Annotated in this window: 22 protein-coding genes; 11 read left to right on the top strand and 11 right to left on the bottom strand. The window is 72.7% G+C overall.

Features of this window, described 5'->3' with window-relative positions; translation table 11 throughout:
* Positions 1–97: 97 nt before the first annotated feature.
* Complete coding sequence (locus QCD66_RS12765; RefSeq protein ID WP_364217585.1) at positions 98–988, top strand: DUF817 domain-containing protein; 891 nt, start codon at positions 98–100, stop codon at positions 986–988.
* On the opposite strand, the gene QCD66_RS12760 is transcribed toward QCD66_RS12765, so the two are convergent.
* Positions 958–1,905 (bottom strand): hypothetical protein, encoded by a 948-nt coding sequence (locus QCD66_RS12760; RefSeq protein WP_364217584.1) that lies wholly within the window; start codon positions 1,903–1,905, stop codon positions 958–960. The two genes, QCD66_RS12765 and QCD66_RS12760, sit on opposite strands and share 31 nt — an antisense overlap.
* 342 nt (positions 1,906–2,247) lie before the next feature.
* Between QCD66_RS12760 and ligA the strand changes: the two genes are divergently transcribed.
* Entirely contained in the window at positions 2,248–4,416 is a 2,169-nt protein-coding gene (gene ligA / locus QCD66_RS12755; RefSeq protein ID WP_375733433.1) for an NAD-dependent DNA ligase LigA, read from the top strand.
* Positions 4,417–4,565: 149 nt separating this feature from the next.
* Here the strand turns inward: ligA and QCD66_RS12750 are convergent, their stop codons facing one another.
* On the bottom strand, positions 4,566–5,522 hold the full coding sequence (locus QCD66_RS12750) for a cation diffusion facilitator family transporter (RefSeq protein ID WP_364217580.1): 957 nt from the start codon (positions 5,520–5,522) through the stop codon (positions 4,566–4,568).
* Positions 5,523–5,527: 5 nt separating this feature from the next.
* Positions 5,528–6,985, bottom strand: coding sequence for an MFS transporter (locus QCD66_RS12745; protein ID WP_375733487.1), 1,458 nt, complete (start codon positions 6,983–6,985; stop codon positions 5,528–5,530).
* A 159-nt stretch (positions 6,986–7,144) separates the two neighbouring features.
* Here QCD66_RS12745 and QCD66_RS12740 point away from each other — a divergent pair, with 159 nt between their 5' ends.
* Together QCD66_RS12740 and QCD66_RS12735 are read left to right on the top strand one after the other, a co-directional pair.
* Positions 7,145–7,987, top strand: coding sequence for an alpha/beta hydrolase (locus QCD66_RS12740; RefSeq protein WP_357534672.1), 843 nt, complete (start codon positions 7,145–7,147; stop codon positions 7,985–7,987).
* Positions 7,988–8,049: 62 nt separating this feature from the next.
* Entirely contained in the window at positions 8,050–8,580 is a 531-nt protein-coding gene (locus QCD66_RS12735) for a hypothetical protein (protein WP_375733434.1), read from the top strand.
* On the opposite strand, the gene QCD66_RS12730 is transcribed toward QCD66_RS12735, so the two are convergent.
* The 3 genes from QCD66_RS12730 to QCD66_RS12720 are packed head-to-tail and all read right to left on the bottom strand — an operon-like array spanning position 8,550 to position 11,369.
* The gene (locus QCD66_RS12730) at positions 8,550–9,404 is read right to left on the bottom strand and encodes an SDR family oxidoreductase (protein WP_364217572.1); all 855 of its coding nucleotides are present in this window, start codon (positions 9,402–9,404) and stop codon (positions 8,550–8,552) included. The two genes, QCD66_RS12735 and QCD66_RS12730, sit on opposite strands and share 31 nt — an antisense overlap.
* A 19-nt stretch (positions 9,405–9,423) precedes the next feature.
* Positions 9,424–10,635, bottom strand: coding sequence for a serine hydrolase domain-containing protein (locus QCD66_RS12725; RefSeq protein ID WP_375733435.1), 1,212 nt, complete (start codon positions 10,633–10,635; stop codon positions 9,424–9,426).
* Positions 10,632–11,369, bottom strand: a complete 738-nt coding sequence (locus QCD66_RS12720; RefSeq protein ID WP_357534661.1) for a DUF2306 domain-containing protein — start codon at positions 11,367–11,369, stop codon at positions 10,632–10,634. The genes QCD66_RS12725 and QCD66_RS12720 overlap by 4 nt, the downstream gene beginning before the upstream one ends.
* An 86-nt stretch (positions 11,370–11,455) precedes the next feature.
* Between QCD66_RS12720 and QCD66_RS12715 the strand changes: the two genes are divergently transcribed.
* Complete coding sequence (locus tag QCD66_RS12715) at positions 11,456–12,061, top strand: TetR/AcrR family transcriptional regulator (RefSeq protein WP_364217566.1); 606 nt, start codon at positions 11,456–11,458, stop codon at positions 12,059–12,061.
* Between the two features lie 61 nt (positions 12,062–12,122).
* Positions 12,123–13,166 (top strand): NAD-dependent epimerase/dehydratase family protein, encoded by a 1,044-nt coding sequence (locus QCD66_RS12710; RefSeq protein WP_375733436.1) that lies wholly within the window; start codon positions 12,123–12,125, stop codon positions 13,164–13,166.
* A gap of 33 nt (positions 13,167–13,199) precedes the next feature.
* On the opposite strand, the gene QCD66_RS12705 is transcribed toward QCD66_RS12710, so the two are convergent.
* Complete coding sequence (locus tag QCD66_RS12705) at positions 13,200–14,762, bottom strand: MFS transporter (protein WP_375733437.1); 1,563 nt, start codon at positions 14,760–14,762, stop codon at positions 13,200–13,202.
* A gap of 304 nt (positions 14,763–15,066) precedes the next feature.
* Complete coding sequence (locus QCD66_RS12700) at positions 15,067–15,195, bottom strand: hypothetical protein (RefSeq protein WP_375733438.1); 129 nt, start codon at positions 15,193–15,195, stop codon at positions 15,067–15,069.
* 327 nt (positions 15,196–15,522) lie between these two features.
* On the opposite strand from QCD66_RS12700, the gene QCD66_RS12695 reads away from it, so the two are divergent.
* The gene (locus QCD66_RS12695) at positions 15,523–15,936 is read left to right on the top strand and encodes a VOC family protein (protein WP_375733439.1); all 414 of its coding nucleotides are present in this window, start codon (positions 15,523–15,525) and stop codon (positions 15,934–15,936) included.
* Here QCD66_RS12695 and QCD66_RS12690 read toward each other — a convergent pair.
* A complete protein-coding gene (locus QCD66_RS12690; RefSeq protein WP_364217556.1) occupies positions 15,919–16,980 on the bottom strand; it encodes a SecDF P1 head subdomain-containing protein in 1,062 nt (353 codons plus the stop codon). The genes QCD66_RS12695 and QCD66_RS12690 overlap by 18 nt on opposite strands.
* A gap of 238 nt (positions 16,981–17,218) precedes the next feature.
* Between QCD66_RS12690 and QCD66_RS12685 the strand changes: the two genes are divergently transcribed.
* The 4 genes from QCD66_RS12685 to QCD66_RS12670 all read left to right on the top strand — a co-directional run bounded on the left by QCD66_RS12685 (position 17,219) and on the right by QCD66_RS12670 (position 22,729).
* The gene (locus QCD66_RS12685; RefSeq protein ID WP_375733440.1) at positions 17,219–17,668 is read left to right on the top strand and encodes a DUF6069 family protein; all 450 of its coding nucleotides are present in this window, start codon (positions 17,219–17,221) and stop codon (positions 17,666–17,668) included.
* Positions 17,669–17,751: 83 nt separating this feature from the next.
* Positions 17,752–18,204, top strand: a complete 453-nt coding sequence (locus QCD66_RS12680) for a pyridoxamine 5'-phosphate oxidase family protein (RefSeq protein ID WP_364217552.1) — start codon at positions 17,752–17,754, stop codon at positions 18,202–18,204.
* 575 nt (positions 18,205–18,779) lie between these two features.
* Positions 18,780–20,504 carry a class I adenylate-forming enzyme family protein gene (locus QCD66_RS12675; RefSeq protein WP_375733441.1) on the top strand — a complete coding sequence of 575 codons (1,725 nt, stop codon included), beginning with the start codon at positions 18,780–18,782 and terminating at the stop codon, positions 20,502–20,504.
* A 98-nt stretch (positions 20,505–20,602) separates the two neighbouring features.
* The gene (locus QCD66_RS12670; protein ID WP_375733442.1) at positions 20,603–22,729 is read left to right on the top strand and encodes an MMPL family transporter; all 2,127 of its coding nucleotides are present in this window, start codon (positions 20,603–20,605) and stop codon (positions 22,727–22,729) included.
* A 48-nt stretch (positions 22,730–22,777) separates the two neighbouring features.
* On the opposite strand, the gene QCD66_RS12665 is transcribed toward QCD66_RS12670, so the two are convergent.
* Together QCD66_RS12665 and QCD66_RS12660 are read right to left on the bottom strand one after the other, a co-directional pair.
* Positions 22,778–25,210, bottom strand: coding sequence for a hypothetical protein (locus QCD66_RS12665; protein ID WP_375733443.1), 2,433 nt, complete (start codon positions 25,208–25,210; stop codon positions 22,778–22,780).
* Between the two features lie 23 nt (positions 25,211–25,233).
* The gene (locus tag QCD66_RS12660; protein ID WP_375733444.1) at positions 25,234–26,874 is read right to left on the bottom strand and encodes a fatty acyl-AMP ligase; all 1,641 of its coding nucleotides are present in this window, start codon (positions 26,872–26,874) and stop codon (positions 25,234–25,236) included.
* Positions 26,875–26,911 lie beyond the last annotated feature (37 nt).

Genomic DNA, 26,911 nt, shown 5'->3' with positions numbered 1-26,911 from the left:
CAGCATAGTCGCCGGCAGATGCCATGATCTCGATTGTCGAGGAGGCGACAGGAAGCCGCGGACCGGTGTCCGGGAGCGTCGGATCGGAGGACGACGGATGCGACAGTTGGTGCGGTTCGGGATACAGCAGGCGTTGAGCTGCGTCTTCGCCGTCGTGCTGTTCGGGATGCTCGCCGTCACCGAGGTCTGGACCACCCCGATCCCCCGGTACGACCTGCTGCTGATCGGCTGCCTGCTGCTGACCGCCGTACTGTGGCTGGCCCGCGTCGAGACGACCCGCGAGGTGCTGGTCATCGGGGTGTTCCACCTCGTCGGGCTGGCCCTGGAGCTGTTCAAGGTCCGGGCCGGCTCGTGGGCGTACCCGGAGGACGCCTACACCAAGATCGGAGGTGTGCCGCTCTACAGCGGCTTCATGTACGCGGCCGTCGGCAGCTACATGTGCCAGGCCTGGCGTCGGCTCGACCTGGCGCTCACCGGCTACCGGCCGGTGCCGACCTCGATCGCGGCGGCCGGCGTCTACGCCAACTTCTTCACCCACCACTGGCTGCCCGACCTGCGCCTGCTCGGCGCGCTCGCACTGGTCGCGACGACGTGGCGGACCACGGTGTCGTACCGGGTCGGCACGGTGCGCTACCGGATGCCGCTCTCGGTCTCGTTCGTCCTCATCGGCCTGTTCCTGTGGCTGGCCGAGAACGCCGCCACGTTCCTCGGCGCCTGGCAGTACCCGGACCAGGGCGACATCTGGCGGATGGTGCACCTGTCGAAGTTCGGCTCGTGGGCGCTGCTGGTCAGCGTCAGCTTCGTGCTGGTGGCGTCGCTGAAGCGGCTGGACGCGCGAAGTCGTGGTGAGGCCGGCTCCGACTTCGACCGCCCGGCCCCGGCCCGGGGACGGATCTTCCAGCAGCGCCGGGCCGGGGCGGGCACGGCGCGTCGTGACCGCCGGCCGGCCGACGTGTCTCAGGGCATCGGCAGCAACCGGAAGCCCTGACCCGCCACCTCCCGCTCGACGCCGCACAGCAGGTCGTCGATCTCCCGCTCGTACCAGGCGAGATCCTCCGCCGCCTGGACGAACACCACCGCCATCGCCTGGTGCACCAGATCCGGGCTCAGCCCGGCGGGTGTCTCCGGCCGCGCTTCCAACGCGGCCCGTACGACGGCGAGCGTGGTGGCCTCGTCGAGCCGGGGGTCCGTCGCCAGTACGGCGACCCGGCGGGCAAAGACCGCGACGGCTTCCGCCGGCGGGTCCGGCGCGAACCGCCGGTCCAGGGCGGCCAGGGCAGCCGTTCTCCAGAAGGCCACCGCGGCCTCGGCGCTCGGCTCCTTCGGGAGGTCTCCCGGGCGTGCCGGGTCGAACATCGCCCCGGCCCTGAGGTCCTGGCCGAGCACCGTCCTCGGCGCACCCGGCCGGGCGCCCGGGACCGGCGTCAGCCGCGACCCGTGCCCCGCTATGCGGCGTTCGCGGTCGACCCTCAGTTCGGCGGCGCGGACCAGCTCCGTCAACCCGGCCCCGGCCGCGAAGCGGGTCTGCGCGAGACCGGTCAGCAGCGTGACGGCCCAGCCCTGGTCGCCGCCGAGCGCCGACCAGGCCGACAGGGCCGGCGCCCCGTTCTCCAGGGCGGCCACGACGAGCCGGGACGGCGTGTCCGGTCCGGGCCGTCGTCGTGCCCGGAAGGGAGGGAAGGATCTCCCCGGGCTGTGCAGCACCTCCCGTACGTACTTCTCGGCCCGGCCGTGGGTCGTGTCGCGCCCGAACGTGCGGCGCATCGCCACGATCCAGGCCTTGACCGCGACCTGACGCGACGGCCGGCTGAACGCCAGCGCCACATGGCCCGCAACGGTCGGCGCGGCCAGCAGCCGGTGCACCCTGCGGCCGGCAGCCGTCAACTCCTGCCGCTGTCCTGTCACGCCTACCACGCCGCCTCACGTCCCTGCCGCCGGCCGCCCGGCGGTCGTCGCGCCGGCCGGCGTCCCACCGGCCCCGTCGCGGGCGTCATTGTCCCCCGGGCCGCCCGCCACCGGCGCGCGCCGCCGGCCGTCGGGGCCGCCCGGTTCCGGGGCGAACCCCCAGCTTGTCGACCGCCTAGTTGTCGGACCGCTCGGCTAGCCTCCAAGGCGTCCGGTGATCCGGGCCGGGCGGCACCTCGCCGGGTCCAGTCGGTCGCCGATGCGGACATTTGCGCCGGTGCGACAGCTCACCGGTCGGAACGGCGGCCGCTGGTCGGGCCGCGAGGCGAGGAGGGGCACCCGATGGAGAGTTCCGGCGAGGCCGTGAGCACGCTGGTCGACCACGTCGACCCGGTGGTCGACGCGGCCCGGGCCGAGCCGTTCGAGAGCCCGGAGCGCTACGCCGAGGTGATCGAGGAGATCCGGTCGGCGGCCGCCGCCTACTACGGCGGTTCGGACCTGGCGATGGACGACGCGACGTACGACGCGCTGATGGCGCGGGTGGCGGCGACCGAGGCGGCGTTCCCGCGGTGGAAGGCGACCGACTCGCCGACCGAGGTGGTGGCGGCCGGGGCGGCGGTCGTCGGCGACGTCGTGCACAGCTCGCCGATGCTCAGCCTCGACAACGTCTTCGACGAAGAGGGCCTGCGCAAGTGGGCGGCCCGCCTCGACAAGCTGCTCGGCCGGCCGGCCGGCGGCTACACGGTCGAGCCGAAGATCGACGGGCTGGCGATCGCCGCCCGCTACGTCGACGGGGTGCTGACCCAGGTCGCCACCCGCGGTGACGGGCGGGCCGGCGAGGACGTGACCGGACAGGCCCGGCGGGCCGCCGGCCTGCCGGAACGGCTCGGCGAGCCGCTGACGCTGGAGGTCCGGGGCGAGGTCTTCATGACCGACGACGACTTCGCCAAGGCGCAGGTGATGCGGACCGGCACCGGGGAGCCGGCGTTCGCCCATCCGCGCAGCGCCGCGGCGGGCACGCTGCGGGCCCAGGACCGGACGTACGACGCTCCGCTGTCCTTCCTCGCCTACTCGGTGCACGGGCTCGACCTCGGGGAGCCGGTCGCGCACTCGGCCGCGATGGCGCACATGGAGAGTCTCGGGGTGGCGACCACGGCGGCGTCGCCGGTCGGTGCGGTCTGCGCCACGGTGGACGAGATCGTCGTCGCCGTCGAGGTGATCAACACCAAGCGGGGCGGCCTCGGTTACGGGGTCGACGGCGCGGTGATCAAGGCCGACCAGCCGGCCGACCGGGACGCGGCGGGCTCGTCGAGCCGGGCGCCGCGCTGGGGGGTGGCCTACAAGTTCCCGGCCGACACCCGCACCACCAGGCTGCTGCGCATCGACGTGCAGGTGGGCCGGACCGGGGTGATCACTCCGGTGGCCGTGCTCGAGGCGGTGCAGGTCGGCGGGGTCACGGTCACCTCGGCGACGCTGCACAACTTCGGCGATCTCGTACGCCGCAACGTGTGGCCGGGCGACACCGTGTTCGTCCGGCGGGCCGGCGACGTGATCCCGGAGATCACCGGCGCCAAGCTCGACGAGCGGCCGGCGGACGCGGTGGCGTTCGAGCCGCCGACGCACTGCCCGCGCTGCGGCGGCGAGATCGACCGTTCGCAGAAGCGGTGGCGGTGCACCCAGGGCCGGGCGTGCGGGGCGCGGGAGTCGCTGTCGTACTACGCCGCCCGCGACTCGATGGACATCGAGGGACTCGGCGACAAGATCATCGACCTGGTGGTGGCCGCCGGCCTGGTCACCGACCCCGCCGACCTCTACGACCTCGACGTCGAGGCGCTGGTCAAGCTCGACCGGATGGGCGAGACGTCGGCCGGCAAGCTGGTCGCCAACATCGCCGCCTCGAAGTCGCAGCCGCTGTCGCGGGTGCTCACCGGCCTCGGGGTCCGGATGACCGGCCGGTCGATGTCGCGCCGGCTGGCCCGGCACTTCGGCACGATGGACGCGCTGACCGGGGCGAGCGTCGAGGACCTCCAGCAGGTCGAGGGGGTGGGTCCGGAGCGGGCGGTCACGATCCACGCCGAACTCGTCGACCTGGCGCCGGTGATCGCGAAGCTGCGCGAGCGCGGCGTCAACATGGCCGAGCCCGGGGTGAAGGAGTGGATTCCGGGCGCGGCCGAGGCCGCCGAGGAGGGCGACGCGACCGACGCCGGTGCGCCGGTGCTGCCGCTGCGCAAGCCGGACGGCAAGCCGATGACGGTGGTGGTCACCGGGTCGGTGCCCGGCCTGACCCGCAACGAGGGCAACGAGGCCGTCGAACTGCTCGGCGGGAAGTCGTCGGGCTCGGTGTCGGCCCGCACCGACCTCGTGGTCGTCGGCGACGGTGCCGGCTCCAAGGCCGACAAGGCCGAGAGCCTCGGCGTCCGGATCATGCCGGCCGACCGGTTCGCGGAGTTGCTGGCCGCCCACCGGGCCGGCGACGCGGCGAGCGTGGCCGAGATCCTGGCCGTGCCCTGACGGGCCGTACCACCCGCTCGTTGACCGGTCGACCGGCACCGCCCGTTGATCGTCTGCGTTCCAGGCGTTCCCGGTCCGGCGTGTCGACTGCCGGAACAGCAGACGATCTTCCAGCCGCGTCGGACGGCGGCCGTCGCGTCAGGGGCCGGTCAGCCGCCCTCTTCGCTGTCGCGGCGGGAGACCCGGGAACCGGTCGGGTCGAGGAAGACATACCGGATGCTGGGGTGGACGTCGAGCAGCCGCCGCTCGGCCTCGTCGGCGGCGGCCTCGATCTCGGCGCCGGTCGCCACGTCGGCGAAGTCGATCTTCGCCGCGACCAGGATCTCGTGCGGCCCGAGCTGCATCGTCAGCAGGGTGGAGACCCGGTCGACGACCGGGATCGCGGAAAGCTCGGTGCTGATCGCCGACCGCAGCCGGCCCGGGGCGCTGTGCCCGACCAGCAGAGTGATGTTGCTACGGGCCAGGATGGTCGCCACGACCAGCAGCAGCAGCCCGATCGCGACCGACGCCACGCCGTCCCAGAGTTCGTTGCCGGTCGCCTGGGTCAGGCCGAGCCCCGCGGCCGCGAGGACCAGGCCGAGCAGCGCCGCGCTGTCCTCGAGGAAGACGGCCTTCACGGCGGTGTCGGCCGTACGGCTCAGGTAGCGGCGCATCGTGACGCCCCACGGCTTCGCGGCCCGGCGGACCTGGAGCGCGGCCCGGCCCAGCGAGATCGCCTCCAGGACGAAGGCGATGACCAGCACCAGGTAGCTGAGGGTGAAGTCGCTGGTCGGGGTGCCGCTGCGGATGCTGTTCACCCCGTGGGTGATGGCGAAGCCGGCGCCGCCGACGAAGGTGAAGACCGCGGCGAGGAACGCCCAGACGTAGCTCTCCTTGCCGTGCCCGAACGGGTGCCGGCTGTCCGCGCCCCGGGTGCCGCGCCGTACGGCGGTGTAGAGCAGGACCTCGGTGACGGTGTCGGCGAACGAGTGCGCCGCCTCCGACAGCATCGCCGCCGACCCGGAGACCAGCCCCGCGACCAGCTTCGCCACCGCCACCCCGAGATTCGCCAGGCCGGCGAGGATCACCGTACCGGCGCTCTCCGTCCCCTCCCCCGGCCGGGCCATCCCGGCTAACTCCTGGACCGGCGGGCGACAAGGGTGTCGGCCAGCGCGGCGGCAAGCGCGACCAGCATGAAGAACAGGGCGGCGGCCAGCGCGTCGCGGAACGCGATCGACCACTCGAACCCGGTGGCGGCCAGCCGGGCGAAGAAGACCGAGCCGACGCCGGCGATGCCGACGGCCGAGCCGATACGCTGCCCGGTCTGGAGCATGCCGGCGGCGCTGCCGGCGTTGCCGACCGGCACCTGCGACAGGGTCAGCGTCTGGTTCGGGGTGATCACCAGCCCGCTGCCGCAGCCGGCGACGAGCAGCGGCGCGGTGGTCGCCAGCGCGGCGTCGTGGCCGGGTACGAAGTGGAGCGCGACGATGGTGCCGGCCAGGCCGAGCGCCACCAGCAGCAGCCCGACAGCGACCAGCGGCCGCCCGTAACGGTTCACGAGCCGGCCGCCGACGATGGCGCCGACCGCCGAGCCGAGGGCGAACGGGGTGACGGCGAGGCCGGCCAGCAGCGCGCTGTAGCCCAGCCCGGTCTGCAGGTAGAGGGTGAACACGAAGAAGATCGCGGTGAACCCGGCGAAGTAGAGCAGGGCGATCACCGTACCCAGCGTGTACGACCGCAGCCGGAAGAGCGACAGTTCGAAGACCGGGGTCCCGCCGGCGCGACGGTGGTGAATCTCCCAGCGGACGAACGCGAAGAGCACGACGGCGGCGACCGGCAGCAGCAGCCACTTCACCGGTCCCCGCCACTGCTGTTCCTGCACCAGCGGCAGCAGCAGCGCGACCACGCCGACCCCGAGCAGCGCCACGCCGACCGGGTCGAGGGTCCGCCATCCCGGTACGGCGCCGTGCCGGGTCGGGATCAGCCGCCAGCCGAGGATCGCGGCGACTATGCCGACCGGCACGTTGACGTAGAACACCCACCGCCAGCCCTCGTGCGGGCCGGCCAGATGGATCAGGCCGCCGCCGAGCAGCGGCCCGATCGCGGTGGAGACGCCGATGGTCGCGCCGAGCACCCCGAACGGACGGCCCCGCTCCGGCCCCCGGAACAGCTCCTGGATGAGGCCGGTGACCTGTGGATTCACCACGCCCGCGGCGACGCCCTGGATCAGCCGGGCGACGACCAGCCACGTCGCCGACTGGGCGAGGCCGGCGGCGGCGCTGGCGGCGGTGAACCCGATCAGCCCGACGACGAAGGCGCCGCGCCGGCCGCGGGCGTCACCGAAGCGGCCGGCGGGCACCAGGACCAGGCCGAACGTGAGCGCATACCCGGACAGCACCCACTGCAGGTCGCTGGGGCTGGCGTGGAGCGCGGCCTGCATCGACGGGATGGCGACGTTGACGATGCTGACGTCGAGCAGGGTCATGAACGCCGCGACCAGGCCGACCGAGAGGGCCCGCCAGCGCCGCCGGTCGGCGGCCCGGTCCGGTGACCGGTCCGGGTGGGCGTCGGTCGGGATCGGGGCGGCCATGGTGCCCTTCCGCATGCCACGCACCGCGGATCGGTGCGCGGCGCTGCGCTTTCCCTCGCGGCCCGCGCCGAAACCGGCCCACCCGGCGCGCGGGTCGGCGTAGGTTACGGGTACGGGCCGGTAGCCGCGTGCGGGGCCAGGCTTCACGGGAGGACGTCCATGGCGGCCATCACCGATCGCGAAGAACGGCAGATCGAAGAGGCGAACACGTCGGGGCGTACGCCGGTGGTGTTCGTCCACGGGTTGTGGCTGCTGCCGAGCAGTTGGGACCGCTGGCGGGTGGTGTTCGAGGAGGCCGGCTACACGGCGCTGACCCCCGGCTGGCCCGACGACCCCAACACCGTCGAGGAGGCCAACGCCCACCCGGAGGTGTTCGCGCACAAGTCCGTGAAGCAGGTCGCCGACCACTTCGAGGACGTGGTCCGGCGGCTGACCCGCCGGCCGGCGGTGGTCGGGCACTCGTTCGGCGGGCTGCTGACCCAACTGCTCGCCGGCCGGGGTGTCGCCGCGGTCTCGGTCGCCATCGACCCGGCCCCGTTCCGCGGGGTGCTGCCGCTGCCCATCTCGGCGTTGAAGTCGTCGTCACCGGTGCTCGGCAACCCGGCGAACTACAACCGGGCGGTGCCGTTGACGTACGAGCAGTTCCGGTACGCGTTCGCGAACGCCGTCGACGAGGACGAGGCGAAGGAACTGTACGAGACGTACGCGGTGCCGGCGTCCGGGGTGCCGCTCTTCCAGGCCGCGACCGCCAACCTCAACCCGTGGACCGAGGCGAAGGTCAACAGCCGCAATCCCGAACGCGGGCCGCTGTTGATCATCTCCGGGGAGCGGGACAACACGGTGCCATGGGCGATCGCAAACGCGTCGTACAAGAAGCAGAAACGCAACAGCAGCCTCACCGAGATCGTCGAACTGGCCAACCGGGGGCACTCGCTGACCATCGACCGTGGCTGGCGGGAGGTCGCCGACACCGCCCTCGCCTTCGTCAAGCGCTTCACCTGACCGCGCTGGCCGGCGGCCGAACCCCGCGACCAGCGCGGCGGAGGGGCGGTAGCGTCCGAGAAGTGGATCCCCATGGCCAGCGGGCGGCGATCGAGCGTCGGTTGCGGTCGCTGGCCGTGTTCGAGGCGGCGAACATCCCGCTGCAGGCGGTGATCTGGTTCGGCGTACTCGGGTTGCCCGGCTCGGCCGCGAACCTGGCCGGGTTCGCGCTGTTCGTGTTGCTGCTGGCCGAGGGCACCGCGTACTGGGCGGCCAAGCTGCGGCAGCTGCGCCGGGCCGGCCGCCGGCTGCCCGGTCTGGCGTTCTTCCGGGTCGTCCGGGTGGTCAACGTGCCGCTGCTCGCCGCCGGGCTGGCGCTCGCCGGGTACGCGGTGGCGACCGACCCCGGGCGGGCGTCGTGGCCGGGGCTCGGGTTCGCGGTGTTCGCCGTGCTGGAGCATGTCAACTACTTCCACCTGCAGTTGATGCACGACACGGTCGCCGACTGGCGGCGGTTGCGGCGCGGTGGCCTGCACCGGTCGCATCTGGCCCGGGACCTGCGGACCCGGAACAGACCCGGCCGTCAGTACATCCGCTTGCCGCCGCCGGCATAGATGATCTGGCCGGAGACCCAGCGGGCCTGGTGCGAGGCGAGGAACACGACGATGTCGGCGACGTCGGCCGGCTCGCCGATGCGGCGCAGCGGGTTGGCGGCGCACAGTTCGCGCATGTCGTCGCTGATCCAGCCGCTCTGGATCGGGCCGGGGGCGACGGTGTTGACGGTGATGCCCGCCGGGCCGAGTTCCTGCGCGGCCGACCGGCTCAGGCTCTCCAGGGCGTACTTGGAGGCGCCGTACGAGACCTCGCCGGCGAACTGCGGCGCCGCGTCGGTGCTGATGTTGACGATCCGCCCCCAGTCCGCCGCCCGTTCCAGGTGGCGGCGGTGGAACTCGGCCATCAGCAGGGCCGGGGCCCGGGTGTTGACCGCGAGGTGGGCGTCGAGGCTGGCCGCGTCGAGCACCGGGCTGTCGCGGTGGAACAGCTGGTCCCGGTCGGGGACGAACGTGTCGGGCGCGCTGTGGGCGGCGTTGTTGACCAGGATCTCGACCGGGCCGAGCGCCGCCTCGACCCGGTCGAACAGCGTGACACAGGCCGCCGGGTCGGCCAGGTCGACGACGAAGATCTCGGCGGGTACGCCGGTTCGGCGTACCTCGTCGAGGACGGTCCGGCCGTCGCTCGCGGTGGCGGCCGCGTAGCGCTCCGGGCCGGGTACGTCGGTGTCGGCGCCGGCCGGTCCGGGGGCCGGTGTCGGCTGGAAGGCCAGCGCGATCGTCGCGCCCTGGTCGGCGAGGGCCCGGCTGATCGCCGCGCCGATGCCGAGCGGGCTGTTGGAGCCGGTGACCAGCGCGACACGTCCGGCGACACCTGGGTCGATCACGGGTGGGACTCCATGGTGGTCAGTCGTCGATGGCCGCGTAGGCGGTGGTCCAGAAGTCGGCGTGTACGGGCGACGGCTCGGCGGTGGCGAGGCGCTGGGTGAGGACGATGCCGATGAGTTCCTCACGCGGGTCCGAGGCCCACGAGGTGCCGTAGCCGCCGTCCCATCCGTACCGGCCGGGTCCGGCGGAGATGTCGTCGCGGGCGGTGACCATGGACACGCCGAAGCCCCAGCCGCGGTTGTCGCCGAGGAAGGCGTGGGCTCCGGCCAGTTGCTCCGGGGTGAGGTGGTTGGCGGTCATGGTCTCGACCGACGGGCGGGAGAGGATGCGCGGGCCACGGCGGTAGCGGCCGTTGCCGAGCAGCATCCGCACGAAGGCCAGATAGTCGTCCACGGTGGACACCAGGCCGCCGGCGGCGTCCGGGAACGCCGGCGGGCGGCTCCACTGGCTGTCGGCCACCGTGTCGTGCGGGGTGAGCCCGTCGGCGCCGGCCTCGTAGCACTCGGCGAAGCGGTCGAGCCGGTCGGCGGGCACGCTGAAGCCGGTGTCGGGCATGCCGAGCGGGTCGAAGATCCGCTCGCGCAGGAAGGACTCCAGCGGCTGCCCGCAGGCCCGCGCGATCAGTACGCCGAGCACGTGGTAGGAGGTGTCGTAGAGCCACGCCTCGCCCGGCTGGCGCAGCAACGGCAGCGCGCCCAGTTCGCGCATCCACGCGTCGGGCGGGTGCGATGTGGACGGTTTCGGCGGGCCGAAGGTCCGCAGGCCGGCGTCGTCCTCCGCGCGCATGATCGGCGTCGACAGCGGGGCCACCATCGGGTGCCCGAAGCCCATCCGCATGGTGAGCAGGTCGCGCGGGGTGATCGGCCGGTTCGCCGGCCCGGTGTCGTCGAGCGGGCCGTCGACCCGGTTGAGGACCCGCCGGTCGGCGAGTTCGGGCAGCCACCGGTCGACCGGGTCGTCCAGCCGCAGGACGCACTCCTCGACCAGGATCATCGCGGCGACGGCGGTGACCGGTTTGGTCATCGAGGTGATCCGGAAGATGGTGTCGCGGCGCATCGGGGTGTCGCCGTCGACGGCGGTGGTGCCGATCGTCTCGACGTGGACCTCGTCGCGGCGGCTCGCCAGGGCAACCAGACCGGGAACGGTGCCGCGTTCGACGTGCCCGGTCAGGACCCGGCGCAGGCGGCCGAGCCGGTCCGCCGACAGGCCGGCGGCACTCGAGGTCCTCACCCACCCGATCTTGCCAGATTCCCGGCCGGCGGCAGCCCACGTCGCCGCACCAGCCACTCGGCGACGACGAGGTTCGGCAGCCAGCAGAGGAACGGGACGGCGTAGTAGGCGTTATCGAACAGGGCCTGGAAGTCGGTCCCGGGCGTGGCGAAGGGGACCTGCACGAAAATCAGGACGGCCAGCCACAGCCGCAGTGCCGGCGCGGCGTACGTCAGCGCGTAGTTGCGGATCATCCACGCCTCGTGCTCGGCGAAATCCCGGCGCCGGACCGCCCGGTAGCCGCGCCAGGCGGTGAACGCCCAGAGCACGGCGAGCGTGCCGAACCCGAAGAAGCCGACCATGCCGGCGGAGTTGAACGGGGCCATGACCAGCGCGGTCAGGCTGGCCAGGGCGACCGACAGCAGGTAGGCGCGGCCGATCCCACGGTGGACCGGCCGGTGCCGCCCGCGTAGCCGGTGGGAGAACTGCCACGGGCCGAGCAGCAGGGCGAGCGCGCCGGTGACGACGTGTGCGAAGAAGGCGGCCTGGACCGGTCCCGGCGTCGCCGCGTAGTTGTCGGCGAGCCCGATCTCGGCTTCGGCCATCGCTTCGAGGGTGCCCTGGGCGTACAGCGCCAGCGAGTAGCCGGCGACGGCGAGCGAGGTGAGGGTGACCAGGGCCCAGCCGGTGCGGGACCGGGGCCGGCGGCGGGGGGTGCCGGTCGGTGGCGGGACGGTGAGGGTGGCGTCGGGCATCCTGCCTCCTCGGCAGCGGAACGAATGTATGAGACTCTTACAATGTAAGAGTTATCAACATAAGCCCTGATGTTAATGTCGTCAACATGTCGTCCAGCTCCGGGAACCGCGCCTCGTACCACCACGGGTCGCTGCGCGAAGCCCTGGTCGACGGCGCCCGCCAGCTGCTGGTCGAGACCGGCGAGGCCGGCTTCAGTCTCAACAACCTGGCCCGCCGCCTCGGCGTGAGCACCGCGGCGCCGTACCGGCACTTCGCCGACCGCGACGCGCTCCTCGCGGCCGTCGCCGACGGGGGGTACGCCCAACTCGACACCGCCCTGCGGACCGCCGCCGGCGAGTCGGACGGCCCGGCCGACCAGCTCCTGCTGATGGGCCTCGCCTACCTGAGCTTCGCCACCGAGAATCCCGCCATCTTCGGCATCATGTTCCGTCCCGGGCCGGACGGCGTGAAGGAGTCCAACACCAAGCCGTTCCAGGTGCTCGTCGACGTCGTCGAGTCCGCCCAGTTCGCCGGCGCCCTGCGGGACGACGTACCGCCGCGGATCCTGGCCCGGACGATCTGGGCCACCGTGCACGGCCTGTCCTGCATCGTCCTGGCCGGCGGCCTGGCGCACCTCGAACTGGACGACACCCCACGGCGGCTCGCGATGGACACGCTGCGCACCTTCCTGCGCGAGGAGCGGGCCTCCTGACGACACCGCCGGGTCCGGCGATCCGCCCGCCGGGACGGACCGCCCGGCCTACCGTCATGAGGTGACCCGAGTCCTCGTGACCGGTGCCGCCGGGTTCATCGGCGGCCACGTCGTCGACGCGCTGCTCGCCGCCGGCCACGAGGTCACCGCCCTCGACGCCGGCCACCCGGCCGCCCACCGTGGCACCCCGCCGGCCACCGTCGCCGGTGTCCCGGTCCGGACCGCCGACCTGCGCGACGCCGCGGCGGTACGCGACGCGCTCACCGGCGTCGGCGCCGTCGTGCACCAGGCCGCGATGGTCGGTCTGGGCGTCGACCTCGACGACCTGCCCGAGTACGTCGGCTGCAACGACCTCGGCACCGCCGTGCTGCTCGCCCAGATGGCCCGGGCCGGGGTACGGCGAATGGTGCTCGCCAGTTCCATGGTCGTCTACGGCGAGGGCGGGTACGCCTGCGCCGACCATGGTCCCGTACGTCCCCCGCCCCGCCGCACCGCCGACCTCGCCGCCGGCCGCTTCGAGCCCGCCTGCCCGGGCTGCGCCGCCCCGCTCACCCCGACCCTCGTCGACGAGGACGACCGGCTCGAACCCCGCAGCGTCTACGCCGCCACCAAACTCGCCCAGGAAAACCTGTGCGCCGCCTGGGCCGAAGCCTGCGCCGGCACGGTCGCCGCACTGCGTTACCACAACGTGTACGGTCCGGGGATGCCGCGGGACACGCCGTACAGCGGGGTCGCGGCGATCTTCCGGTCGGCGCTCGCCGCCGGACGGGCACCACGCGTCTTCGAGGACGGCGGGCAACGCCGCGACTTCGTGCACGTCGGCGACGTGGCGAACGCCAACGTGGCCGCGCTCGCGGCCGGCCGGCCCGGGTTCCGGGCGTACAACGTCGCCTCCGGCTCGCCGACCACGATCGGGGCGGTCGCGGCCACGCTCGCCCGGGCGACCGGCGGCCCCCCGCCCGAGGTGACCGGTGAGTTCCGGGCCGGCGACGTACGCCACGTGGTCGCCTCGCCGGCGCGGGCCGCCGCCGAACTCGGCTTCCGGGCGGCCGTCGAACCCGGCACCGGGCTGACCGGGTTCGCCACCGCTCCCCTGCGCCCCTGACCCGCGCCGGCCTCGCCCCGGACCGGGCGCTAGTCAGGCCCCGGGCCGGCCGGCGCGCCCGACGAGGACGGCGATGACGAGCCCGGCCGCCACGGTGACCAGGACGGCGGCCACTCCGGCGTACGCCTGCAACCCGTGGGCGACGGCGTCACGTACCGGTCCGAGCAGATCGGGAAGCTCGGCGGCGGCGGCGAACCCCTCGTGGACGCTGGACGCGGCCGCCTGGACGGCCGGTTCCGGCACCTGCGCCGAGCCGGTGCCGGTCAGCGTGGCACGGTAGACGAGCAGGCCGACGGCACCGCCGGCGGCCACCCCGAGCGCGGTGCCCAGCTCGCCGCCCACCTCCTGGGCGGCGGCCGCCGAGCCCGCCTGCCGGGCCGGAGCGCCGCTGATGATCAGGTCGCTGACCAGTGCCGTCGCCGTCCCCTGCCCGAGGGCGACGACCGAGATGGCGGCGACGAGCGGCACGAGCGAGGGGCCCGTACCGGCGGCGAGGACGAGCAGGGCCGCCCCGGCGGCGGTGACGGCGAGCCCGGCCGCGACGACGGTCGGGGAGCCGAACCGGGCGGCGAGGGCGGGCGCGAGCATCGCCCCGGCGATGTTCACCACGATGTACGGCAGGGTCCAGAGGCCGGCCTGCAACGGCGAGAGCCCGGCGACCCATTGCAGGTACTGGGTGAAGAGGTAGAACGTGCCGACGACGCCGACACCGACGAGCAGCAGGGTCGCCAGTGCGGTGCCCGTGCGGCGGTTGGTGAGCAGGGCGAGGTCGAACAGCGGGTCGCGCAGCCGGCGCTGACGGCGGACGAAGGCGGCCAGGACGGCGACGCCGGCCGCGACGACGGCCAGGTCCGGCCAGACCGGTCCAGCGCCGCTCTCCTGCCCGGCGGCGAGTTCCTGCAACCCGTAGACGACGGCGAGCATCCCGGCCACGGACAGCGCCACACTCACCGCGTCGAGCCGTACGGCGGTCCGCTCCCGGTGTTCGGGGAGCAGCCTGGTGCCGGCGGCCAGCAGCAGGAGCATCGGCGGCAGGTTGATGAGGAAGACCGACCCCCACCAGAAGAACTCCAGCAGCGCCCCGCCGAGGAGCGGGCCGACCGCCCCGCCGGTGGAGAAGGCGCTGAACATGATCGCGATGGCGAGACGGCGTTGCCCCTCGTCGTGGAACATGAGGCGCAGCAGCGAGAACAGCGAAGGCATCAGGGTGGCCCCGGCGATGCCGAGCAGGGCCCGGGCCGCGATCAGCATCTCGGCGCTGACGGAGAAGGCCGCGACGGCGGACAGGGCGGCGAACGCGGTCGACCCGAGCAGCAGCAGCCGCCGGGGGCCGAGCCGGTCGCTGAGCCGCCCCATGGTGACCAGGAATCCGGCGATGAGGAACCCGTAGACGTGCACGATCCACAACACCTGGGTGGCGCTGGGCTCGAGGTCCACGCTGAGGGTCGGCAGGGCGAAGAAGAGCACGGTCAGGTCGGTCGACAGCATCAGCATGGGCAGCACCAGCAGGGCGAGTCCCGCCCACTCCCGCCCGGTGGCGCGTTCGGGCGCGGTGTCGTCGCGGTCGAGGCGGGCCGTCCCGTCCGGCCCGCTCACCGTGCGGCCCCGGGCCGGGCGGTCGGGTGGTCGTGGAGGTCGGTCGCTGCCGGGCGGGGGGCGAGTTGGTCGGTGGACGCCGACATGGTCGCCACTCCTCTCATCTTTATTACGTGACGACTCGTAACGTTAACGGGTCGTCGGACACCCGTCCACCCCCGGCACGACTCCCCCGCCCGGTCGACGGCCGGCGTCAGCCCCCGCCCGCGCGGGCGGCCACGAAGCAGAGGCCGGCGAGGACCAGCGCGTACGACGCCCGGAACCAGCGCTCCCAACGGCTGGACGAGGCCGCGTTCAGCAACGCTCAGAGCAGCAGGAATCCGAATAGGACCCGGACGCCGTACGCGGCCACCACCGCCGGCACCGCCGGTGGGCTGAGTCCGGCCCGGCCAAGCACGATCAGCGCGGCCGAGGCCCGGACGACGACCGCCACCCCGCTCGCGACCCGGACCCGGCCCGGCAGTACGCCGGCGTGGCGCCGCCGAACGCGGCCCGACCAGCGGCGCGCCGGCCGCCAGGGCCGATTGGAACAGGGCGAGGCCGATCAGCACGGCGGCGGCGCCGATCGCCGCCACGTCGGCGCTCACCGGCCCGTCCCGGGGCGACGGCGGGGAGCTGGTCGAGCACGGCGAGGCATTCGTCGGCCCGGGCGACGGCCGCCCGGGCCGGGTGCCGGCCGGATCGCGCTCCACGTGGCCGGCCGGCCCGACGAGCGCCGCCCAGGAGCGGGCGCATCGCCGCGTGGGTGAAAGATGACGGGATGCCGAGCCGTCTTGCCGTCATCGCCATCGACGCCACCCGCCCGCGGCTGATCGCCGACTTCTGGTGCTCGGTGCTCGGCTGGCGGATCGTCGACGAGGATGCCGAGGTGATCACCATCGCGGCCGCCGACCGTTCCTGGCCGATGATCGACGTGGTGGCCGTACCCGAGGGCAAGGTGGTCAAGAACCGGTTGCATTTCGACCTGCGTGCCGACGGCGTGTCCACCGCGGAGGAGCTTGACCGGCTGCTCAACCTCGGTGCGCGACCCGTCGACGTGGGACAGCCGGCCGACGTGAGCTGGGTCGTGCTCGCCGATCCGGAAGGCAACGAGTTCTGCCTGCTGTCACGTCCGGTGCAGGAGCAGGGCCGATCAGGTCCGGCGTCGGGACCGGCCCTATCCGACGACGCGTAGCACCAGCGGCAGCGGGTCGGAACCGATCTGCGCGGCGAGCAGCATGGCCCGGTCCCTGGTGAACCGGCCGCTGATCTCGGTGTCGCCGGTGATCACACCCTGGACCGCCGGCGCCGACACCACGAGGTTGTCGAGCACGACGGCCACCTGGTTGTCGCTGCCCGCACCGGCCGTCTCCCTGGTCAGGTCCGTCCACCGCCGCTGGCCGGCGTCGGTGAAGCTGACGGCGACGATCCACTGCCCGGTCTGGTTCGGCTTCGCCTCGGCGTTCCCGACATCGGCGCTGCCGACCCGCACGACGTCGAGCAGGTATTTGACCGGCGGATCGGCCGCGTCGCAGGCGACGGTCGGCTCGGTCGCCGGGCCTCCCACCGGCCAAGCCGTCAGCTGGGCGCAGGTGACGGTCGGCACGCGGAACCGCATGTCGGGCGGCAGGGCGGCGACCTCCGCGGGGGTGAGCGCGGCGAACGGCGCCAGCCCGCGCACGGTGGCCGGGTCCAGCGGACCGGGTGTCGTGATCGTCTCGGCCAACCGGTAGGCCGGGCCGAGCTTCGCGGCGACCTCGTCCCGCGCCGGCACCGGCCCCTGGTCCGGAGTGGACGGCGTCGCACCGCCCGTGCCCTGGTCGGCGACCGCGCCGAGGACGCGACGGAAGCCCAGTTCCCCGGTGCCCGCGAGCGACCGCAGGTCGTCCTCGTGCCCGGTTCCGCCCACCCGCAGCACGAGGCGGTCGCCTTCGATGTCGACCGACGGCCGGTCCAGTTCGGCGGCGGCGAGCCGGTCGGCGAGCACGTCGCGGGTCCGTTCGAGATCGGCCCGCCCGGGTGCGGAGCCGTCGGCCGTCACCGCCTCCACGGTGAGCGTCGTGGCGCGGGAGTCGCCGAGGAGGCGGTCGCGCAGCAGGAAGGCCGCGCCGCCACAGGCGAGGATGCCGAGCAGCGCGGCCCCGGCCAGCACGGCGACGACCACGACGAGCGTCCGGTCGGGGCGCGGAACTCCCGTGGCGGGTGGGGGCGGGCCGGCGGGTGGGGGCGCGGGATACACACGTCGAGCCTAGAACGGTTTGTCGATATAAGCCCGCATGAACATCCACCGACGGCGATCTTCCTTTACTTCGACCGGTTCCCACACAGGCAAAGACGGATATCTTTGACCTTGCGCCGAAGGGCCGACCACCGACGCCGGCAGCGCCTCGTTGGCGGGCTCCGCGGTGCCCGCCGTGTTCGACCCCACCGAGACGGCTCCGGTCCGTGCACCAGAGCCAGATCCAGGAGGCCAAGTCATGAACACCATCGCCTCACTCGCCCGCCGGCTGGGCCGCCCCGGCGTCGTGGCCGCCACCGTCCTGTTCGCCGTGGTGGTCAACCTGATCATCTACGCCGTCGGCCGGGGCGCCGGCGCCACCTATGTCTTCACCGCCGGCGGCCAGTCGACACACGTCGAACCACTCACTCTCGTCGGCTTCACCGCCGTGCCGCTGGCCGTGGGCCTGACGGCCGCAGTGCTCCTGAGCCGGTGGTGGCACTGGGTCATCCCCGTCGCGCTCGTCGTCGCCCCGGTCCTGGCGCTGCTCTCGATCCCGGCCATGACGCTCCCGTCCGACCTCGACACCACCGGCAAGATCGCGCTCGCGCTGTGCCACGTGACCCTCGCGCCGATCTCGGTCGCCGGCCTGCTCGCCATCCGCTCGCTCACGCAGCCGGCCGCCCCGCCGCTGACCGCAGCGCCATGACCACCCGCCCCGGGCGGCGGAGACATCGGCGCGTCATCCGCGTGGCACCGCCACGCGGGGTCGTTCGATGCGACCCTGGGCGGATGACAGCATGGCGGGACGTGGAACAGGCGGCGCCGGAGTTCGCGCGGCGCGTACGGGCGCTCTTCGACGCACACAAGCACAAGACGATCGCCACCCTGCGGGCCGACGGCTCGCCACGGATCTCCGGCATCGAGGCGGCCTTCGAGGACGGCGAAGTGGTCCTCGGCTCGATGCCGAACGCCCGCAAGGGCGCTGACCTGCGGCGGGATCCACGGTTCGCCCTGCACAGCGCCACCGTCGATCCGGTCGAGGGCGCCGAGGCGCAGTGGCCGGGCGAGGCGAAGATCTCCGGCCGTGTGATCGTCGCGGGGTCGAGCACCGGGGCGGACGGCGACCGCTTCCACGCCGACATCACCGACGTCGTGCACACCCACCTCGACGACAAGGCCACGACGCTCGTCGTCGAGTGGTGGACGCCCACGCACGGGCTGCGCAGGGTCGAGCGCGGGTAACCGGCGCCGAACGCCTCCGTCGCCGCCTCGGTGATCGATGTCAGGGCGGGTACGACGGCCGGCAACTGACAACACCGCGGGCGGGGTGTGGCCGTCGCCGCACCCCGCCCAATCCACGAACAGCGGCGGCGCCTGCCCGACCGCCCGAAGAGCACCGAGCTGACCTGCGTGGAATCGGGAACAGCAGAAGACGCGGACGGCACAGAAACCCGGCGAGTGCTCGCCGTACCGCACTGTCGAAGGCAGCCCGCGATGACGGGCCGATCACGGCCCAGGACGTCAACGCGTGCTCGGGCGACCGGGCATTCCAACTCCTTGCGGGTCACTCGGCAAGCCGCCGGTATCCATCGATGGCGTTGCCCGCGAGGCAGTTCGAGCCAGGGCGGATGCGTCCGGCGACTTCGGACGGTGCGACAAATGTCCACATTGGCGTGGGTTGTCGACGATCAAAGCTTGAAGATCGCGATCACCCGTGGTCTGCACAGGGTGATCTAGTTATTGTTACCGGCAAGTTGGCTGCCGGTAAAACCGACGGGCCGCCGACATTCCTCTGCCCCCGCAGAACGGAGGATCCCGTGACTTCATCTGCCGAGAAGGCAGCGACCGGCGACGGCGTCGAGCCGCAGCGGCCCATACCCCGCTTCCTTACGCACTTCACGCCGACCCGCTACCGTCGCCGGCTCAGTCCTTTCTCCCGGCTACCCAAGCACTCCAAGATCGGCGAGACCTGGCACGTGGCGGCCAAGACCGCCCCGGACGAGCTCGTCATCGCCGACCGTCCCCTCGACATCGACCCGGCCGGGCCGGTGAGCCGCACCTACACCGAGTGGGCCGCGCTCGTCGACCGGGCCGCGGCCTGGTTGCACCAGGCCGGCGTACGGCCGTGGGACCGGGTGGCGGTCCTCAAGGCCAACCACATGGACATCGTCATCCTCGAGTGCGCCATCGCCCGGATCGGCGCCATCCCGTGCATGTTCTCCGGATCGTACGGTCCGGAGGCGATGATCCCGATGCTGAAGCGGCTGGAGCGGCCGTTCCTGCTCACCGACCGGCACCACATCGAGAAGTGCGGCATCACCGCCGAGGTGACCGAGCAGGACACGGTCCGCACGATCAGCGTCGACCCGGTCGCCGACCGGCCGGACGTGTTGCAGCTCGACGACTTCAAGGACGCGCCCGCGGTCCAGCCGAGCATGCGCGAGTTCTCCGAGCCGATGGTCATCACCCACACCTCGGGCACCACCGGCATCCCGAAGCTGGTCATGCACTCCGCCGAGTCCATCTATTCGCTGGCGATCCTCGAGGTCGAGCGGTGGCCCGGGTTCGCGCTCAAGCGCAGCGACACGGTGGCGTTCTGCGACCCGTACACGCATGAGCGGCTGGCGACGATGCAGCTCGCGATGGCGGCGATCGGACCCAAGGTGATCTTCCTGTCCGACCCGCTCTCGCCGCGGGTCCGGGAACTGATCCTGGAACACAAGCCGACCCTGGTCGAGGCGCTGCCGAACATCTACCTCGCCTGGGAGCCGCTGGCCCGCGACCCCGCCGGCCTGTTCAGCAACGTCCGGGAGTACGTCAACTCGTTCGACGCCATCCACACCCGGACCATCCGCACGTTCATGGCCGCGACGAAGCACAAGTTCCCGATCTGGGTCCAGTCGTGGAGCCAGACCGAGAACGGCGCGCTGGCGATCCGGCCGTTCTTCCGCTTCGTGGTCAAGCGCAAGGGGCACCGGCCGCCGCCGACCCAGTTGATCGGCTGGCCGATGCCGTTCCACGCCAAGATGCGGGCGATCGACCCGGTGACCGGCAAGGAGGTGCCGCGTGGCGAGGTCGGCCTGATCGAGATCGACCAGCCGGGCCGGTGCCTCGCCTACGTCGGCGAGCAGGACCGGCACGACCTGAAGGTCAACGGCAACTGGTGGAACACCGGTGACCTCGGGATCATGAACAAGTGGGGCGCCGTACGGATCGTGGACCGGGAGATCGACCGGATTCCCGGCGGCAGTGCGATCGAGTTCGAGGACCTGATCCTGGACCGGATCGAATACACGACCGAGGTCGTCGTCCTGCCCCGCGCCGGGGAACTGCCGGTGCCGGTGGTCAGCACCCTGGACGACGTACCACTGTCCAAGGAGGACTGGACGCGCGCGGTCGCCGACCTCGGCCCGATGGCCGATCCGATCCAGATCCGGTGGGACGAGTTCCCGCGTACCGGAACGTGGAAGATCCGCCGGGTGGCGCTGCGCGAGCAGCTGTTCTCCGGCTCGCAGGCGATCGGCATCGGCCGCTGGACCTGAGCACCGCCGAACACTGAGACACCACTGTGGCGCCGGCCCGTGCGGCCGGCGCCACAGCCGGTCCGGCGACCGTACGCGGTCGAGCGAAGGGAACACCCATGTTGGACCTGCTCGGTCGGCTCGCGCACCAGGCGCGGTGGTGGCTGATCGGTGCCTCGGCCGTCTTCCTGGTCGCCGCCGGCGCCTGGGGAGCGAACGCCTTCGACGACCTGGCCGGTGGCGGCTTCACCTACGCCGCCAGCGAGAGCTCGCGGGCCGCCGACACCGAACGGGAACGGCTCGGCCGCAACGACGCCGACGTGGTGGTGCTGTTCCACAGTGACCGCTGGACCGTCGCCGACCCGGCGTACCGGGACGCGGCCCGGGCCGTCCTCGACCGGCTTCCGCCGGCCCGGATCGAAGGGGTGGTCGACTACTGGCGGACCGGCGAGAGCACCCTGGTCGGCACCGACCAGCGGGCGACGTTCGCGGCGGTGCAGGTCGCCGGCGCGACCGAGAACGACCGGCTGACCAACTTCCTGGCCATCAAGGAGCAGTTGACCAGCCCCGACCTCGACGTCTCGGTCGGCGGGCCGCTCGCCGTCTTCGACGACGTCAACACGCAGAGCCGCACCGACCTGATCCGCGCCGAGGCGCTCGCCGTACCCGTGCTCTTCCTGCTCCTCATCCTGATCTTCCGCAACCTGCTGGCCGCGCTGCTGCCGGTGCTCGTCGGAGTGCTCGCGATCGTCGGATCGCTGGCCGGTCTGCGCCTGCTGGCCCAGTTCACCGACATCTCGATCTTCGCCGTCAACGTGGTCACCCTGCTCGGCCTCGGCCTCGCCGTCGACTACAGCCTGTTCATGGTCAGCCGGTTCCGGGAGGAACTCGGCACCGGCCAGACGGTCCCGCAGGCCCTGCGCCGCACCATGGTCACCGCCGGTCGGACCATCGTGGTCTCCGCGGTCACCGTCGCCCTCGCCCTGGCCAGCCTCGCCGTCTTTCCCCAGGTCTTCCTGCGCTCCGTCGCCATCGGCGGGGTGGCGGCGGTGCTGCTCGCCGGCTTCTTCTCGCTGACCGCGATGGCCGCCATGCTCGCCCTGCTCGGCCCGCGGCTGAAGGAACGCCGTCGCTGTACGGCCGCCGCGCCCGACCCCGACGCGGGCGCCTGGGCCCGGATCGCCCGGACCGTGATGCGCCGGCCGGTCCTGGTCGCGACGAGCGTCGTCGTCCTCCTGGTGCTGCTCGGGCTGCCGTTCCTGCGGATCTCGTACGGCTGGCTGGACACCCGGGTGCTGCCGGCCAGCGCCGAGAGCCGGCAGGTCCAGGTCGCCCTCGAGGAGTCCTTTCCGGACAGTGTCACCCGCGCGACCGACGCGATCGTCACGCTGGCCGGACCTGTCGGCGAGCCGGCCGGACAGCAGCAGCTCGCCGGCTACCTGGAGCGGGTGACCGCCGTACCCGGCGTCGGGCGGGCCGACGTCACCGGCGCCGAGGGGGACACCGCCCGGATCACCATCCGGTCCGACGTCGAGCCGATCTCCGCCGAGGGGCGGGAACTGGTCGACGCGGTCCGCGCGGTCGAGCCGCCACCGGGCGGAACGGTGCTGGTCGGCGGCGACGCCGCCGGCTTCGCCGACCTGATGGACATGCTCGCCGAGCGGCTGCCCTGGATGGCGCTACTGGTCATCGCCACCACCTTCGTACTGCTCTTCTTCGCCTTCGGCTCGCTGGTCCTGCCGGTCAAGGCGATCCTGATGAACATCCTCAGCCTGACCGCGGCGTTCGGCGCGGTGGTCTGGATCTTCCAGGACGGTCACCTCGCCGACCTGTTCCGGTTCACCTCCACCGGCAACATCGACGTCGTACAACCGATCCTGATCTTCGCGGTGGCGTTCGGGCTCTCCATGGACTACGAGGTGTTCCTGCTCTCCCGGATCCGCGAGCAGTACGACCTGACCGGCGACAACACCGAGGCGGTGGCGATCGGGCTGCAACGCTCGGGCCGGATCATCACCAGCGCGGCCCTGCTGCTGGTGGTGGTCATCGTGTCGTTCGCGACGTCCAGCGTGCTGGTCGTGAAGATCATCGGGGTGGGGCTGGCGATCGCGGTCATCGTCGACGCCACCATCGTCCGGGCGCTGCTGATGCCGGCGACCATGCGGCTGCTCGGCGACCTCAACTGGTGGCTACCGGGACCGCTGCGCCCGCTCTACCGCCGCTGGGGCATCCGCGAGAACGGCTGACACGCGGCCGGGGCGGTCCCCGGACCGCCCCGGCCGCCTGGTCGCTGCTCAGAAGATGAGTGCCCGGCCCAGCCCCATGTCGGTGAGCCGGGTCGAGTGCACGGTGCTGGTCACCTCGAGCGCCTTCTGGATCCGCTCCTGCGCCGTCGTGTCGACCAGCCGGCGGCCGTCCCAGGCCTCGTAGTCGCCGATCAGCTCGTGGTGCGGGACGATGCCCTCCTGGAACCAGTTCTCCCACCGGGTCAGCTGGTCACCGACCGGCAACTGCTCCCACAGCCGCATCCCCTCGCGGATGATCTCCACGAGCCGGTCGCGCTCGTCCGGGTTCTGGTGCACGGCGTCGCGGATGATCGAGGTGCCGACGGCGAGGTGTCGTACCTCGTCGATCCCGGCACCCTTCTCCATGTCCGCCATCCGCGGATCGATCGGCCGCCACTTGCGCTCGCTCAGCTCGAACGACGGGGCGAGGAACCCCTCGATCAGGATCGTCAGCAGGACCACGCCGCCGAGGAAGTCCCGCCGCTCCCGGACGATCGGGATGCCCAGCTCCTCCAACGGGTCGAGGATCGCCGCCCGGTCCGTCGCGGTCTGCGCGGCGATGACGGCGTCCACGTCGCTCGCGTCCACGCCGAGGTTGCGCAGGTGGTTGCGGAAGATCATGGAGTGCCGGGTCTCGTCCATCAGCTGGGTCGCGTAGAACTCGACCGTGGCGGAGTCCGGTGCGCACGCCACCAGGTAGCCGATCGCGCGGGCGGCCCGCTCCTCGGCCAGCGCGCGGAACGCCACCTCCTGGACCAGCGCATCCCGCAGCGGCCCCGGCTCGCGCAGGAAGTCCGGCGTGACCAGGTCGGGGGAATATCCGACGATGTTGCCGCGCAGGGTACGTTGCGGCACGTTGGCGAACCAGTAGCGCAGGTCGCAGTCGGCCGGGGTCAGCCGGATCCCCTCGGCCCCGTCGAAGAGCGACATCGCCTGGTCCCAGTCGGCCGCGTCGCTCGCGGTCGCCGTCGAGGTCTGCCCGGCCGTGCGCGGCGTGACGGGCTGCGGGTCGTACGCGACGGCCACCGGCTCCGCCATCTGCCGCGGGGCGGGCACGGTGACCGTGGCCGGACTCCTGGTCTCGGGGCTGGGCCGTGCGACCCCCGCCGCCGGACCGGTCCCGGTGACGGCCGGTCCGGCCGGCACCGAGTCGTCCGGTGCCGATTCGGCCCGTACCGGCTCGGCCCGTACCGGCTCGGCCGGCACCGCTTCGGCCGGCACCGCTTGGGTCGGCACCGGGGCGGTCGACCGTGCCGGGTCGGCGGGGCGCGGCGCGGTCGAGGTCGGGTCGGCCGGCCGCGTGTCGGAGAAGATGAACGGACCCGTCCCGTCCACGTAGTCGAGCAGCGACGCCGCGACGCTGCCGCGCGACGGCGGATGGAACGCGACACACTGGCAGGCCGCGATCAGGTACGCCACGTCCGGGGAGCCGATGAAGGACATCCCGCCGAGCAGTTCGACGGCCCGCTGGGCGGCGTCGGTGAGCGCGTCCTGGGCGCCGTACCGGGCCATCAGCACCCGGGCCAGGGCACCGCTGTCCGTCTCGCCCGCCATCAGCGCGCGGGCCGCTCCCTCGATCAGTTGGGTGGCGGTCTCCAGCCTGGTCGCGAGCGCGGCCCGCTCGGTGGTCCCGCCCCTTCCGGCGGTCAGCGCGCGTTCGACGAGCGCGCTGGCCATGCCGAGATAGGAGGCGGTGATCAGCAGCTCGAACCAGATGAACCCGACGGTCTGCAGGTCGTCGAGCATCCCGTCCGGACCGTTCTCGGTCGGGATGACCAGCTCGTCCTCGATGAAGACGTCGGTCAGCCGGATCTCGTCGCTCTCCGCCCCGGCGAGCACGCTGCTCCCCCAGAACGGATGCCGGCTGATCCCGCGCAGCGTCGCCGGCATCAGCAGGAACGCCGTCTGCGTCCCGCCGTCGCTGGCCGGCACCGAGACGCTGGCGGTGAGCAGGTCCATCGAGTGGGTCAGGCTGCACGGCTTCTTGGACCCGTTTATCCGGTAGCCGCCCTCGACCGGGGTGGCGGTCATGGTGGGGGCGAGGATGCCCTGTGCCGGGCGGCCCTCGGCGAACCCGGAGGAGACCAGCAGGTTGCGGCTGGTGATCGCCTCGAGCAGCGCCCACTCCATGCCGGAGTTCTTGATGCTCTCGGCAAAGGTGAACAGCGTCGCCACCGAGAAGTGGTGCATGGTGGTGGCGACCGCGAGCGACGGCGCGAGCGAGCCGATCGCCCGGGTGACCCGGACGGCGTCCAGCGGGGTGGCGCCCAGCCCGCCGTAGTCCTTGGGGACCACCAGACCGGGGCCGCCCGCGTTACGGAAGACCGGCAGGGTGGCGCCGCCCGGCGCCTCGCGCCGGTCGAACGGCAGCTCGGTGAGCCCGTCGATCAGGCCCGGCAGGTACGACTCGCACAGGGTCCGGGCCTGATCGAGTGAACGCATCGAAAATTCCTCTTCGGATCGGGTCAGGGGACGAGGGTGCGGGCCGCCGACCGCCGCAGCTTGCCGGACGGGGTCTTCGGCAGTGAGCCGGGGGGCAGCACCACGACGGTGGCCGGCCGGGCGTCGATCTCGGCGACGACCCGGTTGACCACGGCGTCGCGCAGGTTCCGCTCGGCGTCGGCGTCACCGGCCAGGCGCGACTCGACCAGTACCGCGAACGATTCCCGGTCCACGCCGTCGCCGGCCAGCATCCGGACCGCCGCCACGTTGCCGGTCCGCACACCGTCGACGGTGGCGGCCGCCCGCTCGATGTCGGTCGGGTAGATGTTGCGGCCGGCCATGATGATGACCTCCTTGGCCCGGCCGCAGACGACGAGTTGGCCGTCGACGCGGTAGCCCTCGTCGCCGATCTCGAGCCAGCCGTCCTCGTCGAGGGCCGCGACCGGCCCCTGCTCGGTGAGATAGCCGGCGGTGACCGACTCGCCGCGCAGTTGCAGCCGGCCGACCTCGCGGTCGCCGAGTTCGGCGCCGGACTCGTCGACGACCCGGACGTCGACGCTCGGGAAGGCGGGGCCGAGCAGCGGCAGCCGGCGTACGGCGCCCGTGGGTTCGCCGGTGACCGGCACCGCGCGCCGGTTCTTCTCCAGTTCGAGTGCGTCGACGGTGTCGAGGACCATCGGGTCGCCGAGCGGTGAGAGCGAGATGACCAGGGCGCTCTCGGCGGCGCCGTAGCAGCAGTTGATCACCGTCGGGCGCAGCCCGAAGCGGGCGCCGGCCGTGGTCAGGGCTTCCACCGAGGCGGGGTCGATCGGTTCGGCGCCGTTGAACGCGATCCGCATCCGGGACAGGTCCAGGGATCCGGCCTCGGCGCGGGCGAGCTGGCGGGCCAGGATCGCGTACGCGAAGTTGGGCGCGGCGGTGATCGTGCCGCCGTACTCGGTCATCAGTTCGGCCCACAGCAGTGGCCGGCGCAGGAACTCCGGCGGGGTGACGCTGACCAGCTCGAAGCCGGAGACCATCGGCACGACCAGGCAGCCGACCATGCCCATGTCGTGGAAAAGCGGCAGCCAGGTGACCATCACGTCGTCGTCGCCGCACTCGATGTGCGCGATCGTGTCGGAGACGTTGGCGTACAGGTTGCCGTGGCTGATCTGGACCGCCTTCGGCTCGGCGGTCGAGCCACTGGTCAGCTGCAGCAGCGCGGTGTCGGTCTCGGCGGCCGGCACGATCTCGAACTCCCGGTCACTGTCCAGGTCGGAGATCATCCGGTAGGCGATGCCCTGCGCGTCCAGGACGGCGGCCATCGCCTCGAACGGCGCGCCGAGCAGCACCAGCCGCGCGTCGATCATGCGCAGTACGCGCACCGTGTCCTCGGCCCAGGCGGCGAGATCCGTCCGCGGCGTCGGCTGGTGCAGCATGGTGACGCTGCCGCCGGCCAGCCAGGTGGCCCGCACGACGCGGGCGACGTCCACCGGCTCGCCGGCGAGGATCGCGACCGCCTGGCGGGCCGAGAGTCCACTCTCGACCAGCGCCGCCGCGGTGCGCATGGCGGCGGCGTGTAGCTGTCCCCAGGTGCGCCGCGAGGGTGCCGCGGGTGCCCCGGTGACCATGCCGCGTCGCGATCGGGCGGCGGCGTCGACCATTGCCTCTACGAAACGGCTCACGTCGGTCCAGTCACGATCATGACGACAGCCTAGGCAG

The organism is Polymorphospora sp. A560, from assembly GCF_045781765.1.
In the GTDB taxonomy this organism is placed as follows: Bacteria; Actinomycetota; Actinomycetes; order Mycobacteriales; family Micromonosporaceae; genus Polymorphospora; species Polymorphospora lycopeni.
The sequence above is the reverse complement of the archived record's forward strand: the minus strand, read 5'-3'. Positions and strand labels throughout refer to the sequence as shown.

Excerpts from the sequence above, each read along its gene's own strand:
- ligA (WP_375733433.1), top strand. The coding sequence starts at position 2,248 with ATGGAGAGTTCCGGCGAGGCCGTGAGCACGCTGGTCGACCACGTCGAC.
- QCD66_RS12740 (WP_357534672.1), top strand. The coding sequence starts at position 7,145 with ATGGCGGCCATCACCGATCGCGAAGAACGGCAGATCGAAGAGGCGAAC.
- QCD66_RS12720 (WP_357534661.1), bottom strand. The coding sequence starts at position 11,369 with ATGCCCGACGCCACCCTCACCGTCCCGCCACCGACCGGCACCCCCCGC.
- QCD66_RS12750 (WP_364217580.1), bottom strand. The coding sequence starts at position 5,522 with ATGGCCCGGCCGGGGGAGGGGACGGAGAGCGCCGGTACGGTGATCCTC.
- QCD66_RS12745 (WP_375733487.1), bottom strand. The coding sequence starts at position 6,985 with ATGGCCGCCCCGATCCCGACCGACGCCCACCCGGACCGGTCACCGGAC.
- QCD66_RS12680 (WP_364217552.1), top strand. The coding sequence starts at position 17,752 with ATGACAGCATGGCGGGACGTGGAACAGGCGGCGCCGGAGTTCGCGCGG.
- QCD66_RS12665 (WP_375733443.1), bottom strand. The coding sequence starts at position 25,210 with ATGCGTTCACTCGATCAGGCCCGGACCCTGTGCGAGTCGTACCTGCCG.
- QCD66_RS12670 (WP_375733442.1), top strand. The coding sequence starts at position 20,603 with ATGTTGGACCTGCTCGGTCGGCTCGCGCACCAGGCGCGGTGGTGGCTG.
- QCD66_RS12695 (WP_375733439.1), top strand. The coding sequence starts at position 15,523 with ATGCCGAGCCGTCTTGCCGTCATCGCCATCGACGCCACCCGCCCGCGG.
- QCD66_RS12715 (WP_364217566.1), top strand. The coding sequence starts at position 11,456 with ATGTCGTCCAGCTCCGGGAACCGCGCCTCGTACCACCACGGGTCGCTG.
- QCD66_RS12685 (WP_375733440.1), top strand. The coding sequence starts at position 17,219 with ATGAACACCATCGCCTCACTCGCCCGCCGGCTGGGCCGCCCCGGCGTC.
- QCD66_RS12765 (WP_364217585.1), top strand. The coding sequence starts at position 98 with ATGCGACAGTTGGTGCGGTTCGGGATACAGCAGGCGTTGAGCTGCGTC.